Raw genomic sequence first — 19,597 nt, forward strand, 5'->3', positions numbered from 1 at the left:
GGGCATGATTGATAATGGCTTTGTAGCCTAAATCTGTCGTGCCACCGATAAATAAGTCGACCTGTTGGCCTACTTCATAGTGGGCGGGGGTTTTATCGAGGAATTTATCAATTTTTGATGACGCCATAATCCGCTCATCCGCACGATTAACGTGGACATACACTAGGTATGAGCGACCCTCTTCAATGGGTTTGTGCTGTTCGCCAAAGGGCAGCAGCAGATCTTTATCTAATCCCCAATCTAAAAACGCGCCAAAAGGCCCAGTGGCTACGGCTTTTAAGTAGGCAAATTCACCGACTTGAGCTAATGGTTTGCGCGTAGTGGCAATGACGATATCTTCAGAGTCCAGATATAAAAATACCTCTAGCCAGTCGCCAACTTGGCAGTCTTTTGGGGTGGCCTTATTCGGGAGTAACACTTGGCCAAATTCGTGGGCATTTAAATACACACCAAAGCTGACTTGTTTTACTACCTCAAGTTTGCAGGTTTTTCCTATCTGTACCATGGAGCTCTCTATCTAAGGATGTTATTCGGCGGTGATTATAACCGCTTTATCTGTAAACAGCAGCTTCCAGATCGGCTTTTAGGTCCATGGTCATGAATTATCGCCCGCGCGGGTATGAAACCCCTTCGGCAATATGAGCAAATGTTATCGATTTTTCTTGATTTACTATTAAAAAATATTGAACGCATTGACGGTAGGGTTAATATTTAAGTGATTAATTTAAAATAAATAAACCTGCTTTTGATATGTCGCAATGTTAATGTGGTGTTTATTATATTTTAATGAAAATATTAAATGAGATTCTTGCTTGCATTCTGTGACATTGCACGGTTTAATTGCGCCGTTTAACGATGTCGCTCGTTACAGACATGACAAATATTAGGTGAGTTGTAAAGGTTTTATGGTTCACAGGTCATTCACCGTGTAACTTACTATTGGTAATCGTTACATGGGGTTAAGAGGAATTGTTTCGCTAATGCACAAGCATCCATTTTTTGCTCTTTGCCTTAAAGCATCCCAATGCCAGCGCTCAATCGTTGTGCCCTACGACGATACTAGCCTTAAGCATCTCACGTTAATCCGTATCAACTCTGGCCGCGAAGAAGCCAACAGTCCCCTGTTATCGTAATCTCACCTTGTGTTAGGTGTGCTTGGCTATGCCTTGCAGCTTAATACCGCATGTTTATTCTTTAGTGTTACCTGTGTTGTTTATCCGCGTCATCGGTTGCTCATTTTTGCGTGTGAGCATATTGAGCGCGGATGGAGTGCCTAACGTGATTGAGTGTTTTTTAACCTTAACGCGCTAAGATGAATGCGATTGGCTGAGAAACCTAAGGCGATAAAGGCTGATGTGAGGACTATTCTGCATCGCCAACGTCAATCGCCAACGTCAATACAATCGCGGGGCTATCCCGGCAGCGTGAACAAAAAGCGCAGCAATGTCGGCTAAGTAAGGTTGATTTTGCTGCACAAATTAGGGTGAATTCATCCTAACTGTATGTCAGGTAAGCTTAGGGTTTATCTGGGTTTGTCGAACGGGCGGTCTTGCAATGTTGCAGTGGCCGTTTAACCCATTTTTTTATAGACGGGCTAAATAAAAATGAATGATTGGTCTATTGAAGCTGCTCGTGCTGGGTACAACGTTACCCACTGGAGCCAAGGGTTTTATGGGATAAGCGACGAAGGCGAGGTGACGGTGTCGCCGGATCCTGCGAATCCTGATCACAAGATTGGTTTAAATGAGCTAGCAAAAGACATGGTAAAAGCCGGGGTCGCTTTGCCTGTATTAGTTCGTTTCCCGCAAATTTTGCACCACAGAGTGAACAGTTTGTGCCAAGCATTCGACCAAGCGATACAAAAATATGAGTATCAGGCGGACTATTTGCTGGTGTACCCCATTAAAGTTAACCAACAAAAAACCGTGGTCGAAGAAATTCTTGCGAGCCAAGCATCAAAAGAAGTCCCACAATTGGGCCTCGAAGCGGGCAGTAAGCCTGAGTTAATGGCGGTTCTCGCCATGGCGCAAAAAGCCAGCTCAGTGATCGTATGTAACGGTTACAAAGATAACGAATACATCCGTTTAGCCTTAATTGGCGAAAAGTTAGGCCATAAGGTCTACATCGTGTTAGAAAAACTGTCTGAGCTGAAGATGGTACTGGCCGAATCTAAGCGTTTAGGGGTAACGCCTCGCTTAGGGCTGCGTGCTCGTCTCGCGTTCCAAGGTAAAGGCAAGTGGCAAGCCAGCGGTGGCGAAAAATCTAAGTTTGGTTTATCTGCGGCGCAAATTTTGACTGTAGTTGAACAGTTAAAACAAAGCGATATGTTAGATTCGCTGCAATTACTGCACTTCCATTTAGGTTCGCAAATCGCCAACATCCGCGATATTCGTCAAGGGGTGAGTGAAGCTGCGCGTTTTTATTGTGAATTACGTGAGCTGGGCGCGAGCATCAATTGTTTCGACGTCGGCGGTGGTTTAGCGGTGGATTACGACGGCACACGTAGCCAAAGTAACAACTCGATGAACTATGGCTTAAGTGAATATGCCAACAATATCGTTAACGTGCTCACCGATATCTGTAATGAATACGAGCAACCTATGCCGCGGATTATTTCAGAATCGGGCCGTCACTTAACGGCGCACCATGCGGTACTCGTCACCGATGTGATTGGCACTGAAGCGTATCAGGTTGAAGATATCCAGCCGCCAGCGGAAGCGTCGCCGCAACTGCTGCACAATATGTGGCAATCTTGGACTGAGCTTAGCGGCCGTGCCGATCAACGTGCTTTGATTGAGATTTACCATGACAGCCAAAGCGATTTACAAGAAGCGCAATCACTGTTTGCCTTAGGCCAATTAAGTCTGGCGGAGCGTGCGTGGGCCGAGCAGGCAAACCTGCGCGTATGTCACGAAGTGCAAGGCTTATTGAGCACCAAAAACCGTTACCACAGACCGATTATCGATGAGTTGAACGAAAAGTTAGCGGATAAGTTCTTTGTTAACTTCTCATTATTCCAATCATTGCCGGATGCGTGGGGGATTGATCAGGTGTTCCCCGTGTTGCCATTATCGGGGTTAGATAAAGCGCCAGAGCGCCGCGCGGTGATGCTGGATATCACCTGTGACTCCGACGGTATTGTGGATCAATACGTAGACGGTCAAGGGATTGAAACTACCCTGCCAGTACCGGCGTGGAGTGCTGAAAGCCCGTATTTGATCGGCTTCTTTATGGTGGGCGCATATCAAGAGATTTTAGGGGATATGCACAACTTGTTTGGCGATACTAATTCTGCGGTGGTGCGTATTGAAGAACATGGTGTGGCGAATATTGAATCGATGTTGGCCGGGGATACCGTTGCCGACGTGCTGCGTTACGTTAACTTGGACGCGGTCGATTTTATGCGCACCTATGAAGAGTTGGTCAACCTGCATATTGTCGAAGACGAGCGCGCTCAAATTTTAGAAGAGTTGCAAGTGGGCCTAAAAGGCTACACTTATTTAGAAGATTTCTCTTAAAATTTAGTGTATTAAGCAAAATCAGCCTAGGGTAGCTTAGGCTGATTTTTGTGTCTTTGTTTGGTTGTTTGGTTGTTTGGTGGTGTCGCATTTTTCGTGATGTAACAAGCAGGTGTACTGACATTGGGTATATAGGCAAGGCGATGATATTTTTTGAAGGTTCAGAAAAAAAGCTCGAGATCATCGTCAATCCTGCGGCGGCTCAGTTGCGGCAATGGGATCGCGCTTTTTGGACGGCATTAGTGCAATGCGCGCATGCGGATATTCTCTCTAGCATGTCCAATGATGACTGCGATGCGTATTTGCTTAGCGAATCGAGCCTGTTTGTCTGGGATGATAGAATTGTCATGTTGACCTGCGGTAACAGTAGGTTGGTTGAAGCCGCCTGTTATTTTATTGCCCATGTTAATCCGGCATCTATTCGGTTTTTAAGTTATCAGCGTAAAAACGAATATCAAGCGTATCTGCAACCGAGTCGCTTTGCCGACGATATCGCGCAATTACGCCAATGGATCCCCGGTAAAGCTTGTCGCATAGGGCATTTAGATTCACATCATCATTATGTGTTTTGCTCAGAAAGTAGCCACTATGCCGTTGCAGCAGAGCACAGCCTAGAATTGTTGATGTATCACATTCGCGGCGAACTGGCCGATTATCTTAACGGCAACGCTCAATCCCCAGAGGATATTTGTGCCTTGCTTAAGCTAAAAACATTATTTCCACAGTTTAGCTTTGATAGCCATGTATTTGATCCTTTGGGTTTTTCACTTAATGGACTCTGGGGGCGTTATTATATTACCTTGCATATTACCCCCCAACTGGCTGAGACCTATGCCTGCTCCTATGTCAGCTTTGAGACCAATCTTGATTTATCGCAATATCCTCACCCGGTTGTCGGCTGCTTGCTGCGGCTGTTCTCCCCTGTGAGCTGGGATGTGATTGGTTTTAATCATCCCTTTGAGGAACGGCAGTTCCCCGAACATTTATGCTTAGGAAGTGGTTTATTCACGACTGAGCATGGTTATAATATTGGCTTTAGTCATTATCAGCAGCTTCGTACAGAGGCCTTGATCCCTGAACTAATGTAATTTTAGGCAGTTGCCTTTTTTGGAGTGTGTATGACCACGATTGCAGAAAAACCTGATTATTCGCTGTATTCCAATGCGTTTGGTTATTTACGCCAACCTTTGGATTTTAAACCACTTGAAAGTGACGCCGACGTGGTAGTGATAGGTTTGCCCTTCGATATGGCGACCACGGGACGCTCTGGTGGCCGAATGGGGCCGGATGCCATTCGTCGAGCGTCAGTGAACCTCGCGTGGGAAGATACCCGCTGGCCATGGGATTTCAGCCTCAGTCAACATATTAAGATTGTGGATGCCGGTGACTTAGTTTTTAACTGTGGTGATCAAGAAGATTTTACTCACCGCTTGGAGGTGTTTGCCAGCAAAGTCCTCGAGTCGGGTAAAAGTCTATTGAGTTTTGGCGGCGATCATTTTGTGACTTTGCCGCTCCTGCGCGCTCACTACAAAAAGTTTGGCAAAATGGCGCTACTGCATTTTGATGCCCACACCGACACTTACAGCCAAGGCAGTAAGTATGATCATGGCACTATGTTCTACCATGCACCTCACGAAGGGCTCATTGATCCCGCCCACTCAGTGCAAGTGGGGATCCGCACTGAATATAACCGTGCCACTCACGGTTACCAAGTGATCGATGGGGCAATGGCCAATGAATTGACTGCCGATGACATTGTTGCCCAAATTCGTGCCCGCGTTGGCGATATGCCCTTATACGTCACGTTTGATATCGATTGTTTAGATCCCGCCTTTGCGCCGGGTACGGGCACCCCCGTGTGTGGCGGCTTAACCAGCGATAAAGCGATGAAGATTATCCGTGGTTTACGGGGAATGAATATCGTCGGGATGGATGTGGTTGAAGTGGCACCCGCCTATGATTCTGCTGATATTACCGCCTTAGCAGGCGCGACCTTAGGTCTTGAAATGCTTCATGTTTGGGCGGTTGGGCAAGATTTGATCAAAAAGTGATCTTCTTAGGCTCTGTACTGTGATTATCGGCCGCAACTTTGGTTGCGGCCGATTTTTATGTGTGGTTATTTCTGCGTCACACTGTCTGTCAGCAGTCAGTGCTTTTGGCTGTTTTACCACAAGGTAATACCGCTATTTTTTGCACTTAAGTCCGTCGTATTAGGGTTAAGTTGGTTTTTTTATCGGCCTTTAGCCTGTTAGAATAACGCGCAATACAATGAACCTAGGCTATCAGTTACGCCGCAATGGAGATCACTTTGGAATTTTTATACGAATATGGCATGTTTTTGGCTAAAGCCGTCACGCTGGTGGTGGCTATCCTCGCGGTAATTATTGTGGTGCTTGCATCAACCGTTAAGCATAAATCTGAGAAGGGCGAGCTGCGGATCACGAATCTTTCTGAAGAATTAGAAGAGCTTAAGCATAGCCTAAAGCATGAATTACTGAGCAAAAAACAATTTAAAGCCTATGAAAAACAGCTAAAGGCAGCTGAAAAAGCCAAAGAAAAAGCCGCTGACACTAGCACCGCAGGTAAGGTGTTTGTCATTGATTTTAAAGGGAGCATTGATGCCGCCGAGGTTGCATCTCTGCGTGAGGAGATCAGTGCGATTTTAGCTATCGCCGAAAAGGGTGATGAAGTGGTTGTCAATGTGGAAAGCGGCGGTGGCATGGTACACGGCTATGGCCTAGCATCGAGCCAGCTCGATCGTTTGCGTCAAGCCAATATTCCGTTGACCGTGTGTGTCGATAAAGTGGCGGCCAGTGGTGGCTACATGATGGCATGTGTCGCCAATAAAATTTATGCGGCCCCTTTTGCTATCGTTGGTTCTATCGGTGTGGTCGCTCAGTTGCCGAATTTTAATCGATTACTGAAAAAGCATGAAATTGATTATGAACAACACACCGCCGGTGATTTTAAGCGCACCTTGACGGTTTTTGGCGAAAATACCGACGAAGGCAGACAAAAATTCCAACAGGAGCTCGAAGAAACCCATTTGCTATTTAAGGCCTTTGTTAGCAAGTATCGCCCTGAATTGGATTTGGCCAAAGTGGCTACCGGTGAACATTGGTATGGGCAACAAGCGCTCGAGCTAGGGCTGATTGATGCGGTATCGACGAGTGATGATGTGTTGATGGCCCTTGCGGGCGAGCGCGCGGTGTATAAATTGCGTTATCAGATCCGTAAAAAGTTGGCCGATAAAATTGCCCATGGTGCCTCTTTATCGGTAAATGCCATTTTTAACCGTCTGCTTGAGAAAAACCGTCCAATATAAGGCATGGATTACGGCAAGGATGGGATAAAAAACGCCTGCAATTTGCAGGCGTTTTTTTATGAGGTTAAGGAGGGTGATACATTTTCTTAACATTAAGGTTGGTTTAAGACTATTCAAAATAAGGGAGATCTTATACAACTATAGGGTGCCCACTACGGGGTGCTTTTGGGGATATGGCATGTTACAGCGCGTCGATTACAAAACGAATCTGATGATAGGCGATCAAACCTATCCAGCCTTTGAGTTACGCAATATTTTAGACTTTATTGGTGCACATTTGGGTGCCGTGGCCTTAAGGGATGTGTGCTCTCATATCGGTGTGGGGCGCACCGAACTTGAGCATTGTCAGTTTGTCTACGTTTGGCAGGTGCAATACGCCATGGAGTATTTGCGCATACAGAGCCACGATCCCGACATCGGTACCCAGTTGGGGCTCAGTTATAGTGTGCAGAGTCTTGATATTCTTTTGCCTCATTTGGCGCAGTTAACGACGCTACAAGCGTGTTTGCAATTTGTGCTCAATCATCCCCAATTGGTGGGGAGTTTTACCGATAGTCTTATCCGTCTTGAAGATGACAGTATTGCCATCCGCTGGCTCAATACTGGCCGTATGGAACAGCAACAATATGGATTTCAATTTCTTCATAGCATTGGCTCGTTACTCGGTTTAGCCCGACAACTCACAGGCCAAGGGGTTACGTTAAAGTACATTCATCTGGCGGATGCCCCGCGTGATAGTCAATTTTTAACCCAAGCAACCGGTGCCCAGATCAATTTTAATGCGGCATATTTTGAGTGGAGTATCGATTTAGCGTATTTAGGCTTACCGGTCACTTACGCCTTTAATCATCCACGACATAGTTTAAGTGAGCAAGCTGAGAACTCTTTGATTGATACAGTGCTTACGCTGCTGCGAGGGACTTTCCCCTTGGTCCCGAGTGTCGATGCGCTGGCGATGCAGCTGCATATGAGCGACCGCAGTTTGCGGCGAAAACTGTCTCATTTAGGGACCAGCTATCAAAAACTGCTCGATCAAGTTCGTTGCCAAACGGCAATCGCATTAATCCTCAAGGACAGTATGAGCATTGATGCGATTGCCGAAACCATGGGTTATAGCGATGTCAGCCATTTTCGGCAATGCTTTAAACATTGGTTAGGCCATCCCCCTGGTTATTTTAGCCGTCTTAACCGCAGTGAATGAGGGGATATTGACGCGTAAGTGCCCAAGATCATGGTCGTATGATTCGAGCCGTTGGCGGGTTGAGATTAAATGTTGTTCGTTCTGGCAAGCTCGCGACGCGAGGAATGACGTATCGTTATTCGACTCAAGTGACGAGTGGCGCTTATGGTAAAAAGTAAGCCAAGTGCTTGCCAGACGCCCCTTGGGGCTGCAGTTGGCTTACCCTTTCTGCAGTGTTCTTGTCAGGTTCTGGAACATCACGCCAGCCCACGGACTCTGCCTTGCATAAACGTTAGTCAAATTGCTGTAAAAAACACAAAACTTCAGCGTGCCTTAGGAACAACTGCCTAAACTTGGTGCTAGTGAGTCAATCCATTGCTTAATTAACTCCACCCCTTCTTGATGCTCAATGCTACGGCCGATGGGCGGCATCCGATCTTTGGGTGCGTTCAAGGTTTGGCGATACAGCAAGATTGAATGCTCGGCATTGCCCGGCACGATATCGTAGTCCAGCCCCTTATCGCCGCCATCCCAGCCCGGGGGTTGTTTGCAGATCCCATACTGAAAACTTTGGTGATCAACATAAAAACCTAGGCGTAATCCGGAGATGCTGGCAAAGCCTGTTTCACTATGGCAATGGGCGCAATTGACATCTAAATAACCCTTAGCGCGGGCGGTTAAGTCGGCGCTGGTATCATTAAGCGCAAAGGTTTTGCCTATGGTAGCGAGCGGCGGCATCGCGCGAAGAAGCCCCAGTTGCTCCCAAAGACTGAGCTGATTAACCGTTTGACCTTGGTGGGAAATATCCCGATTCAACAAATGGGCTTTTAAGCCGATAGGGATGATTTTACTCGTGTTATCTTGATTACGTTGATGACAAATTTTGCACTCCGCGCGGCTGGGAATGGCATAGTCAAAGGTTTGGGTTTGTCCTTGATTGGTTAAAGTATGGCGCACGGTCGCGCCAGTGCTCAGCAGTTTGGCTTCCCCTTGTTGCCATTGGTACACGAGGCTCGTCCAGCCCTGCTCGCGGTGGATGAGTAGCCGGGTTTCTATTAAGGTTTCATTGGCACTGCCACTGAGGGCAGTATCGAGTGGTAGGCTAAAGGTTTTTACCAGCACTGTGCCCACGGGCAAGTCGAATGCGTCCTGTGCTTGGTATTGCATGGATTGACCCGCAGGCAAATAAATAAAGCGATATTTAGTCGCGTAGTTTGAAAATAACTGGGTGGCTAATTGATAACTCAAGCCTGGCGCGCGCGGCTGGGCGGTGGGATTGGCGGGGTCGTTAAAAAGGCCATATTGGCTTAAGCGTGGGCAATCTTCTTTCATCAATGCCGCCCAATTGACCTGGGAGCTTTGTTGCTCACATGCTCCTTCAGCGGTAGGTGGTGGCGTCGGGCTTTGATCGCTGCTCTCTTGGCCATCACCGCCGCCACAGGCGCTCAGTAGGCTCATGGCCGCCAGCACGATACTCAATAAAAGATGGGTTTTCATAGTCAACGTTTACTCAATCGGGGGAAGGGAGATGATCCAAGCTGGCAGCGCCAGCTTAGATCATTCCTGTAGGCTTATCGGCCTAATACTGGGAGGTTAATGGGAACAACTTGCCGCGGGTAAGCGTTTGATCCATTCAGCAATCAAGGCAACCCCTTCACCGTGGGCTAAGCTGCGACCAATTTCTGGCATGCGATCACCTGCGGTGGTGCTGGCCATCCTAAAGTGCATGATGGATTCGTCGGCGTGGCCGGGGACAATATCGAATCCGAGATTACCGCCACCGTAGGCCACTGGCGATTTACAGGTACCGTGGGAGAAGCCCGCATCGTCACTGTAAGCGCGCCAGTACTCAAGTTTAAGGCCGGTGTTGGAGGCATTGCCTTCGGGCCTATGGCAGTGAGCACAGTTGATATCCAAGTAACCCTTGGCCGTTTGCATTAAGGCTGCATCGGACAGACTTGCCAGCCCGGCTGCATCGCTATCTTGATAAGCGGGCACCTTAGGCATTTCGCTAAGGTTAGGTACGCCTTGCAAAATGCCTAAGGCTTGCCATTTGAGCAGTTGGTTCATGTCACCATCTGGGTAAGTAAAGTTACGATTCAAGTGGCGTGCTTTTGGACCAATCGGCACAAATACTGCGTTAGTGTTCTCATTGGCTTTGTACTGATGACACTGCTTGCATTGGTTCATGCTGGGCACAACGTAGTTGAATGCTAGATTTTCACCTTTGTGGACAATCGTTTGGTTACTGACAGCCCCAGCTTTAGCCAAAGACGCATCGGTTTTAGCGGCATTCCATACATAGGGTAAGGCGGTCCAACCCGTTGGGCGATGGATCAATAAGCGGGTTTCGAGCAAGGTTTCATTCGCGATACCACGCACATTCGTATCTGCCGGGAGGGCAAAGGTTTTGGCGATCACTGTGCCGACTGGGAAGTCAAAGGCTTCATTTTCTGAATAGGTGGCTTTTTGGCCATTGGGCAGATATACAAAGCGATATTTACTGGCGTAGTCGGTAAATAATGGGGTGTTTAAATCATAGGGGACGCCGCCAGAATTGGCACCCGTGGTAGGATTTTTGGCATCACTAAAGAGATTGTAATCCGACAGTTTAGGGCAGTTGGCTTTGAGTAGCGCATCCCAGCTGACGTTGGCTCCCGTGGCTTGGCAGAGGCTTTGATCGCCATCACCCACTAAACCACCTTCGCCATCGCCGATAGAACCGCCGCCACCGACCAATACGCCGCCATCACAGCCGGCGGTATTATCATCCACCCCACAGCCAAACACTTTACTGCCAAAAGTCACCGTATGGACGGGGAGACTGACTTGAGCGCATTTGAGTAGGTTGCTTTGGGTCTTTTCATATTGCACATCGGCAATATTCATATCGGTATTGCTGTTGGCGTAAAGTCTGCCGTAGGACACATCGCCATTATTGCTCGCGCACACATTATCGCTACCATCGGCGGCAAAGGGTGGCTCTTTTAAGCCAAGATAGGCAGCGGTGCCATTATTGGCTAATAATTCCCCTAAACCGTCGTACAACACGCCGGGCAAGGCACCATGGCTGAGGATGTAGGCTCGGATAATATCTTGAATTAGATAGCCTTTAGGCTTGCTGCCATAGTTGCTGATCTGATTATCATGCAGATAGATATTGCGCGGTGTCGCGCGCCAACCATCTTCGATGGCTTGACCGGGCTGGCCATAGTTACTCACAAAGGTGCTGATATCGGGTTCGGCGATAAAAAAGCTACTGACCGTCACGCCGAGGGTATCGTGATTCGTGATTTGGTTATTGAAGATCTCCACATCCGCGGTAGACAGTACGATAACGCCCGTGCCGGGAGGGACGATATGCACCCCAGCGGGGTTGGCCGACGCGTTGGCAAAGTTAGGGGTATTATTGTCGTAGACTTTGTTATTAAAAATCCGCACGCTTGAGCCGTATCTATGGTTATTGATTGGTAAATCAAAGACTAAGATACCGCCAGTGTTCCCCATTGCCTCGTTATTGTAGACATCGGCATATTTGGAGTTTTCGATTTCAATCCCCGCAACGTTTTCTTTAGCGATATTGCGGCGCACCACAATATATTGGGATTGGCCCACGTAAATTCCGGCATCGGCGCTGCCGCGCACATAGCTATTTTCAATCAGAATGTTTTCGCACTCAACGGGATACAAACCGTAGGCGCCGTTATCCTTGTCCAGTGGCCCATTCCACACAGTGCCGACTCGGCGCAAAATAATCCCATTGGTGTTTTTGAGTTTGATGCCGTTGTTTTTGGCTTCGTTAACCGATAAATCTTGAATGGTAATATTCAGCGCATTTTGGACGAAGATGCCATCGCCGGAGTTGGCGTTTGAAAAGTCCAGTACGGTCTTATTCATCCCGTAGCCCATAATCGTGACATTTTTAGCAAAACTGCCGTCGCCATCGACATCCCCATCAAACAGTAACGTGGCGTCAATATTAAAAGTGCCTTGGGGCAATACGATGACTGCGCCACTTTGAGCGTTGATCAGGGCCTCTTGGATCCGGGTTGTGAGGTTTTCCCCTGGGGCGATTTTAATCGCGCCGTCAGGAAAGGTTGGACCTGGCTCAGGGGGCGTCACGACGGGCGGGGTGTCGGTTTTGGGATCATCAGAAAAACAGCCCGTGAGGTTAAAGGCCAGTAATAGGGCGAGCGAGGTTGGCATAAGCCATGAGCCCATTTTAGAGCTGCCACGCCGAGGCGTACGGCAAGGGATCCTAAATTTGGCGTTTGGCACTGAGTGCCGTTTTACTAAGGTGCTTAACATAGTTGCTCCTGCTTGTTGTTATTTTTTGGTTAACAGAGTGTAAACGGTGATAGGATGCGCTAACAATTGCAAAAGACAATGTGAAATCTGGCCAATATGGTGCAACCCTGATAGGGCTGAAAAAGATAGGGCTGAAAAAGATAGGGCTGAAAAAGATAGGGCTGAGGAGGATAGGGCACAGAATAGGAGATGAATGATGGGATTTCGTGGCAAACCGCTGCGCGATTGCCATTGACTCATGAACCCATTATCTGCAGTTTGCTGACGTGATGGGCACTGCGGCAGTGACGGGAGCCGGTTAGTGTACCGGCTCCGTATGTGCCTAAATTACAGTTGATAACTGATATGTTGATGAAAACGGATCACGAGATCTTCACGTTCGGGATCGATACCAATCTCAGTAGCGAAGGCTTTTAGGGCGGCCTCAACATTGTTCATAAAGCGGCCATAGCCAGAATCATCACAATCCTTGGCCCCTGCCACAATGGTAAAATGCGCCGCCTCGACTAAGTGTTCAGCATCCCAGCGGCGGATCAGCTGCTGCTCCGTGGCGTTGGGATCAAAGCCTATCATTTGTACCTCAGTGGTGCTGTCTTGTTTGTCAAATTTACTGTTACGCACGAGCGGGGTTAAACCGTTGGCAATCATGGCCAAACGAGTCAGTTGTTTCTGGCGAGCGGCATTGAGGAAACAATCTTCAAGATGTTGATATAAAGGGGTAAAGTCAGTCGCTGATTCGGGTAATAGTCCCTGCTTGAGTTTACGACTCAGGGGTAAACTGACGGTCACATAGGTTAGGGAGCTTATATTGTCAGGCAACTCACATTTGCGCGCTTTGTATCTGGGGGCGATGGCGCGGAGTTTATAGCCGTAGGTTTCTTTATTGCCCTTGGATTTCGCGAATAGATCGTAGGATAAATGTTGATGATCGCGCACTTTAACCTTAAGCCCCGTTATTGGCAGTGCTGGTAGCAGTTCATCAAGGAGCTCACGTACCTTGGTATGAAACCGCGCCGAGTTACTGCGGATATCGTCACCGGTGGCAAGAAACACGATGCGCAATTTCCGAGCACGATAATTGTCGAGGGTGAAAAGATTCTGTGCTTCGTGATAGGCCGGATTGTAAAAAAACAAAATTTGTTCAGCAGTTTGAAAACAATAGGCTTCGGTATGGTAACGCACGACTGGCAGTTTATCGTTGGTGATCACGTGGACATTGCGTAGATCGTGTTGTTCTGCCAAGTTAAAAATCAGGCGACTGAGGGTTTGGTAGCAAGTGTGGTAGTCAGAATATTGATTCAATAATTCATCGGTGACCTTGATTTCGGCGGTGATGTATTGGTTGGTACGGGCTTCCTTGGGAATGTACACTTTTTGCTGATGGCTAAGGGACATAAGTACTCCTTGTGATAGGTTAACCATTTGTAGCTTGTTGGCAATAATAACGACTAATTCTGAACAAAATGTTGCGATAGAACATGTTTTTAACGGCAAGTTGCTGTTCGATGCAATATCTATTTACTTTTAGGTAAAGCAGCGCGGTTAATAGAGTGAAGGCTTAAAGAGCATCAGACCGCGAGGCCTGACAACCTGTATCCATGCTGCTGTGCTGGCCAAGCCTATAAGGTCATAACCCGCCATTGATGAGGTGAATGGTGGCCAGGTTTGGCAGTTCAGTGCCGACCGTTGAGCGAATGACGATGATGCTCTGAGTCGATGAGTCGTTTTATGGGGGGCGGCAACGGGCGATAAAGAGGGGATGGTTAAGTCATGCCCATGGGACATGCCTGACACCATGGGCGAAGGCGCCATAACCGGGATGATCTCATCCATGTTATGGCGGATAACGCGGTTACATATCAATACTAAAACCAACGATAAATTGGTAATCGTTGGCGTTAGGCACTGTGCCATCGGCATTTGCCCGTGGATTGTTGGTACGATCCCACACAAATGACAGGTCCAGATCGAACATATCGGTCAGTTCCACCTCAAAGGTCGCCATCGCATGGTGCGAATAGCCGCCCGATTGCTGGTTACCGTATTGAATACGGTATTGGGCATTAAAGTCCACGGATTTACTGAGCTCAGTGTCAAAGGCAGTATCAAGGACAAAGGTGCCAGAGCCTTCGGTATTAGAGCTACCCACTTCATGTTGATCAAAGCGGGTGTAAGTGTAAGCAGGACCCGCACTGATACTTAATTCGGTTTTACTGGTATCGATGAGGTTGTAACCCACACCCGAACCGAGGGTGATTTTAGAGCCAATGTTTAAAAACGGATCTTTATAGTATTCGGCAAATACCGGCCGCAAATAAAATTGCTTTGATAAAAACCAGTCAAAGTGACCATTAATACGATGATTATTAACGGTGTTTTCACCATCAGTCTTAGTGTAGTTACCTAAATAATCAGCATTAAAGCGCGACTCCGTGGTGCGGCGCGTGACTTTGGCTTGGGCGCTATAGTCGATTTGATCGGTATTGCCTTGGCGAAAATTTGCCCCTAGGCTGATTTTACTGGACCAATAGTTGGCTTCGGTTGGCTCGCCTGCGATTAAGGTCATGATGTGTTGTGGATCAAATTCGACACCATCGAGGTAAGACTTACCGTTTTGTACCTGCAAACGTCCGGTTTTGGTGGTCAGATCGGTAAAGCCGACACTCACAATCCCTTTACTTTGCAAAATCTTCACGTCATCCCAATCAATGACTAAGACGCCAAGCTCATCACTGTCGAACTCCAATTTATCGTCGTACAGGGTCTTAATATCGCCCTTAAGAATCTCGAGGGAGGTTAATTGCAACCAATCAAAGTCATTGCCGACAGGAGCGGTGATCTTAACAGGGACAAAGGTGCTTGCCGCGGGTGGCGTGTCATTGGCCAGTAACTGTGCGTTATAGGCAAGCGGCAACAGGGTGAGAGCAGTCAGTTTTTTAGATGGTAAAAAATAATTACAAAATAAGCGCATAGCAAAATAATCTCTTAAAACAACCAGCCTTTAGGCTGGCATACACATTTTTGTGATGCCAAAATCGGGGGGCACATTCTAATGAGTTGAATTGCGACGCACAACCAAGCCGTGCTATTTCTCGAGGGCTTTAGTGATCCAAGGTTGCATCCACTGCGTAATTTTCGGCTGAGCCTTTTCGTTAGGATGAATGCCATCTCGTTGCATTAATTCAGGAAAAGGTGCTATCTCCTGCATAAAGAAGGGGATCAGCAGGATGTCATGCTCTGCGGCGAGGTCGTGATACAGCCGATTAAATTGTTTTGCATAGCGAGGACCGTAATTCGGCGGTACCATGATTTCGGTGAGTAACACGTCAGCATGAGCAGATTGAGCCAGCGTAATGATTTTTTTGAGGTTTTCTTTTAATTGCACGGTCGAAAATCCCCTTAAACCATCATTACCGCCAAGCTCAATCAAGAGGAGATCGGGTTTGCTTGACTCAAGCAAGGCGGGCAGACGACGTAAGCCCCCAGCGGTGGTTTCACCGCTCACCGAGCCATTAACGAATTGATGTTGTGGAAATTGTTGGCGTAAACCCTCGACCCAGCCTTGATTTTCAGGCATACCATAACTTGCACCTAGGCTATCACCTAGGATTAGAATAGTGGCTGCCGATACTGGCGCCCCTGACACCAGCAATGATAACACCACCGCTTTTATCGTTGCTCGCCATAGAGAGAATAAGGAAGCTATGTTGACTACTCGGGTTGCGGACACGCGTGCCGCGGTTGCAAAAAATAGTGCCATCAATGTGGTAAACCTCGAAAAATCAGTGACTACTCAAGAAGGAAGCCTGACTATCCTCAAGGGCATCGACTTAGATGTCAAGCAAGGTGAGAGCGTGGCGATTTTAGGCCCTTCTGGCTCAGGTAAATCCACCTTACTTGGCCTGCTCGCGGCCCTTGATACACCCACTGCGGGGGAGATTTGGCTCGATGGTGTCGCCTTATCCGGATTAAATGAAGAGCAAAAAGCCGCCCTACGTAAACAAAAGGTCAGTTTTATTTTTCAATCCTTTATGTTAGTCGACACCTTAACGGCGCTGGAAAACGTGATGCTACCTGCCGAGCTTGCCGGGGTAAAACAGGCCAAAGAAAAGGCCGAAGCTATGTTAGTGCGCGTGGGGTTAGCCCATCGATTGACCCATTTACCTAAACAACTTTCCGGCGGTGAACAGCAGCGGGTCGCGATAGCTCGCGCTTTTATATGTGAACCTAAGGTGTTATTTGCGGATGAGCCTACTGGCAATCTCGATGCCGCCAACGGCCATAAAATTGCCGATATGCTGTTTGAGCTCAATCAAGAGCGGCATACCACGTTGATCCTCGTGACCCACGATCTGCAATTGGCTCAGCGCTGTGAACGCCAGCTGTTGATGGACAACGGCCAATTAGAGGAGCGGGCAAGTGTTAGCCAACGCACTGCCGTTTGCAAGGAGGCATAAGCGATGGCATTAACTCTGGCATGGCGCCTATTTCGGCGCGAGTTACAGCAAGGGCAATTGTTGTTAATTATTCTCGCTATCACCCTCGCGGTATTATCCGTTAGCGGCCTTGCGCGGGTGAGTGAACGTTTGCAGGTTGCCATTACTGGTCAAGCTTCGCAGTTTATCGCCGCCGATCGGATTATCGACTCACCGGTGAAAATGGATACGGCGATACTCGCCAAGGCTGAAGCATTGGGCCTTAAACATGTGACTAACTTGCAATTTAATTCTATGGTGTATTCGGGGGATAAATTTCAGTTAGTCACAGTGCGCGCGGTCGAGGCGGGTTATCCTCTGAAGGGAGCAATAGAGCTGCGCAGTGGCACAACCAAGGCGCTACCTCAAGCTGATGAGATCTGGTTTGAAAGCCGTTTAGCAGGGCTCCTTGGCCATCCTCAGACCATCGAATTGGGCAATAGTGAATTTAGCCTGACCCATGAGATCCGCCGTTTACCCGATGCCGGCTTTAATCCTTTTGCCTCATCCCCTGTGGTGTTGATGCGCATGGAAGATGTGGCGAAGACCGGGATAATCCAACCCGGGAGTCGTGTCACTTATTTGTATCAATTTGCTGGGGATGACGCCGCGCTCAAGGCTTTTGAGCAAAGCGTTAAACCACAGTTAACCCAATCCCAGCGTTGGGTGGATGTGCAAGCCGGGGATTCCCCTATTGCCAGCGCGGTTAAGCGAGCGGAGCGCTTTTTACTGCTTGCCAGTCTCATGGGGATCGCCTTGGCCTGCGCCGCGATTGGCATTGCCGCCCAGCGGTATTGTCAGCGCCATTACGATGTGGTGGCCATGCTTAAAACCTTTGGCGCCTCGGCAAAACAAATTCGTTTGTTGTTTGGTACTCACTTACTGCTCGTCACCTTACTTGGCATAGGCTTAGGTCTGATTGGCGGCGCCTTACTCGACTTGGGGATCAGTGGCTTATTGCCGCCTGAAATTGCCGCCTATTCTCCGCCACTGACTCGCCCCCTCTTGCTCGGTATTGGCACTGGGCTTCTCAGCGCGTTTATGTTCTCGGCCTATCCTTTGCTGCGCTTATTGGCCATTCCGCCACTGAGGGTATTGCAGCGCCAGCTTGAGGGGCTGCAGCTTGGCGCGTGGCTGCATTTATTATTGTGCCTCAGTGCGATGGCCTTAATGGGCTATCTTTACTCCCAAAGCTGGGTATTAACCCTGACGGTCGTTGCCGCAGTGCTCTTGCTTGGCGTGCTGCTTACGGTATTGGGTTTTGCGATGATCCGCCTAGGCCACAGCGTAGGGATGAAAACCACTCATCCCATGCAATTGGCCTTGGCGGGGCTGAGACGGCGGGCTCGGCAAAATGCGCTGCAATTGGTAGGTTTTAGCGCCGCATTGGTGTTGCTGTTGACGATTTTGGCCTTAAGGCAAGATCTGCTCAATGAATGGCAAAAACAGTTGCCCGACAATGCGCCCAATTATTTTTTGGTCAATATTGCGCCAGAGGATACCGAGCCACTGCAAGCGTTTATGCAAGCGCAGGGGATTATCGCGACTGACATATATCCGGTGATCCGTGGACGCTTGACTCACATTAATGATGAGTTATTAATTTCTAACGAAGAGGCGCAGGCTGGAGGGCAGGGCCGAGTGGGCATTTCTCGCGAGCTCAATCTCACTTGGCGTCATCAGTTGCCAAGTAACAATGAACTCCTCGAGGGGCAGTTTAATCAAGCCGCCGATGAAGTCTCGGTAGAATCGGGAGTGGCGGAACGTTTGGGGATTACGATAGGCGACACCTTAACCTATATGATTGATAACCAAGCTCTTAACGTTAAGGTGACCAGTATTCGGCGGGTGCATTGGGAAACCTTACAGCCGAATTTCTTTATGATTTTTACCCAAGAAGCCCTCGCGCCCTTTGCCTATACCTCGATGGCGAGTTTTTATTTGCAAGACTCGGCTGCGCAAGAGCTGGCAAATCAGGGCGAAAGCGTAGCCTCAAATGCGGTGATCCTCGCGCTTATCCAGCAATTTCCAACGGTTTCTATCATCGATGTTGGGGCTATGGTGGAGCAGCTGCGCCAGATCATCGAGCAGGTCTCACTGTCATTGACCCTAGTGCTAATACTGGTGTTATTGGCAAGTGCTTTAGTGTTGATAGCCCAAACGGAAGCGGGCATGGCAACCCGTCAACGGGAATTAGCGGTGCTGCGCACCTTTGGCGCCTCAGGCGGTTTACTGCGGACTGCCACCGGGCTTGAATTTGCTTTGCTTGGCGCAATTGCTGGCGTATTAGCCGTTATTGTGGCCGAATTTGCTTTATACCTGCTAAAGACACAAGTATTTGAACTGAATGTTTATATGCATTGGCCTTGGTGGGGGATAGCACCGATGTCCGGGGCCTTAATCGTGGCGCTACTGGGATACTGGCGCTGCCGGCAATTGCTCAACCAGTCCTGCGCTGATTTACTTAAACTCAACGTGTAATGCTTAAGCTGAGCCCGTAGCCGTAATGAAAGCGTAACCGACTGACAAGGCACTGAGGACAGTGCCTTTTTTGATGGAGCTTGCGATTGAAGGGTAACTGAGTAGAGCAGGCGTTTGTTTATCGATAGCTGATTAGGTGGTGCATATGAGCTTAAGCCATTGAGCCAAAACCGTTTGCCTTAGATATCTTGAATAAGGATATCTTGGTTCAAGACATTTTTATTCAAGACATGGTTGTTCAATACATTTTTATTCAAGACATGGTTGTGCAAGATAAAGTGCTTCAATGGCCAATGTGGGTTACATGATA

General features: G+C 48.2%; 14 protein-coding genes. 8 read left to right on the forward strand and 6 right to left on the reverse strand.

Annotated features, from left to right (window positions below; translation table 11 throughout):
• Positions 1–505 (reverse strand): S1-like domain-containing RNA-binding protein (locus ACRCZA_RS02095; RefSeq protein ID WP_438672829.1); only part of this gene is annotated, 505 nt, incomplete at its 3' end.
• A gap of 475 nt (positions 506–980) precedes the next feature.
• Between ACRCZA_RS02095 and ACRCZA_RS02100 the strand changes: the two genes are divergently transcribed.
• From ACRCZA_RS02100 to ACRCZA_RS02125, 6 genes are all read left to right on the forward strand, one after another.
• Positions 981–1,133 (forward strand): hypothetical protein, encoded by a 153-nt coding sequence (locus ACRCZA_RS02100; RefSeq protein WP_438672830.1) that lies wholly within the window; start codon positions 981–983, stop codon positions 1,131–1,133.
• 471 nt (positions 1,134–1,604) lie between these two features.
• Positions 1,605–3,518 carry a biosynthetic arginine decarboxylase gene (gene speA, locus ACRCZA_RS02105; RefSeq protein WP_438672831.1) on the forward strand — a complete coding sequence of 638 codons (1,914 nt, stop codon included), beginning with the start codon at positions 1,605–1,607 and terminating at the stop codon, positions 3,516–3,518.
• Positions 3,519–3,664: 146 nt separating this feature from the next.
• Positions 3,665–4,606 (forward strand): adenosylmethionine decarboxylase, encoded by a 942-nt coding sequence (locus ACRCZA_RS02110; RefSeq protein WP_438672840.1) that lies wholly within the window; start codon positions 3,665–3,667, stop codon positions 4,604–4,606.
• A 30-nt stretch (positions 4,607–4,636) separates the two neighbouring features.
• Positions 4,637–5,569, forward strand: a complete 933-nt coding sequence (speB, locus tag ACRCZA_RS02115) for an agmatinase (RefSeq protein ID WP_438672832.1) — start codon at positions 4,637–4,639, stop codon at positions 5,567–5,569.
• A gap of 257 nt (positions 5,570–5,826) precedes the next feature.
• Positions 5,827–6,843, forward strand: coding sequence for a protease SohB (sohB, locus tag ACRCZA_RS02120; protein ID WP_438672833.1), 1,017 nt, complete (start codon positions 5,827–5,829; stop codon positions 6,841–6,843).
• A gap of 178 nt (positions 6,844–7,021) precedes the next feature.
• On the forward strand, positions 7,022–8,044 hold the full coding sequence (locus ACRCZA_RS02125; RefSeq protein ID WP_438672834.1) for a helix-turn-helix domain-containing protein: 1,023 nt from the start codon (positions 7,022–7,024) through the stop codon (positions 8,042–8,044).
• Positions 8,045–8,356: 312 nt separating this feature from the next.
• Here ACRCZA_RS02125 and ACRCZA_RS02130 read toward each other — a convergent pair whose 3' ends face one another.
• From ACRCZA_RS02130 to ACRCZA_RS02150, 5 genes are all read right to left on the reverse strand, one after another.
• Complete coding sequence (locus ACRCZA_RS02130) at positions 8,357–9,520, reverse strand: SO2930 family diheme c-type cytochrome (protein WP_438672835.1); 1,164 nt, start codon at positions 9,518–9,520, stop codon at positions 8,357–8,359.
• Between the two features lie 96 nt (positions 9,521–9,616).
• On the reverse strand, positions 9,617–12,244 hold the full coding sequence (locus ACRCZA_RS02135; RefSeq protein ID WP_438672841.1) for an SO2930 family diheme c-type cytochrome: 2,628 nt from the start codon (positions 12,242–12,244) through the stop codon (positions 9,617–9,619).
• A 414-nt stretch (positions 12,245–12,658) separates the two neighbouring features.
• A complete protein-coding gene (locus ACRCZA_RS02140; protein WP_438672836.1) occupies positions 12,659–13,726 on the reverse strand; it encodes a DUF3083 family protein in 1,068 nt (355 codons plus the stop codon).
• 457 nt (positions 13,727–14,183) lie between these two features.
• Positions 14,184–15,302, reverse strand: a complete 1,119-nt coding sequence (locus tag ACRCZA_RS02145; protein ID WP_438672837.1) for a DUF481 domain-containing protein — start codon at positions 15,300–15,302, stop codon at positions 14,184–14,186.
• 114 nt (positions 15,303–15,416) lie between these two features.
• A complete protein-coding gene (locus tag ACRCZA_RS02150; RefSeq protein ID WP_438672842.1) occupies positions 15,417–16,004 on the reverse strand; it encodes an arylesterase in 588 nt (195 codons plus the stop codon).
• A gap of 31 nt (positions 16,005–16,035) precedes the next feature.
• On the opposite strand from ACRCZA_RS02150, the gene ACRCZA_RS02155 reads away from it, so the two are divergent.
• Positions 16,036–16,788, forward strand: coding sequence for an ABC transporter ATP-binding protein (locus tag ACRCZA_RS02155; RefSeq protein ID WP_438672838.1), 753 nt, complete (start codon positions 16,036–16,038; stop codon positions 16,786–16,788).
• A 3-nt stretch (positions 16,789–16,791) separates the two neighbouring features.
• Complete coding sequence (locus ACRCZA_RS02160; RefSeq protein ID WP_438672839.1) at positions 16,792–19,287, forward strand: ABC transporter permease; 2,496 nt, start codon at positions 16,792–16,794, stop codon at positions 19,285–19,287.
• Positions 19,288–19,597 lie beyond the last annotated feature (310 nt).

This window comes from Shewanella sp., assembly GCF_051658185.1.
Classification (GTDB): Bacteria; Pseudomonadota; Gammaproteobacteria; order Enterobacterales; family Shewanellaceae; genus Shewanella.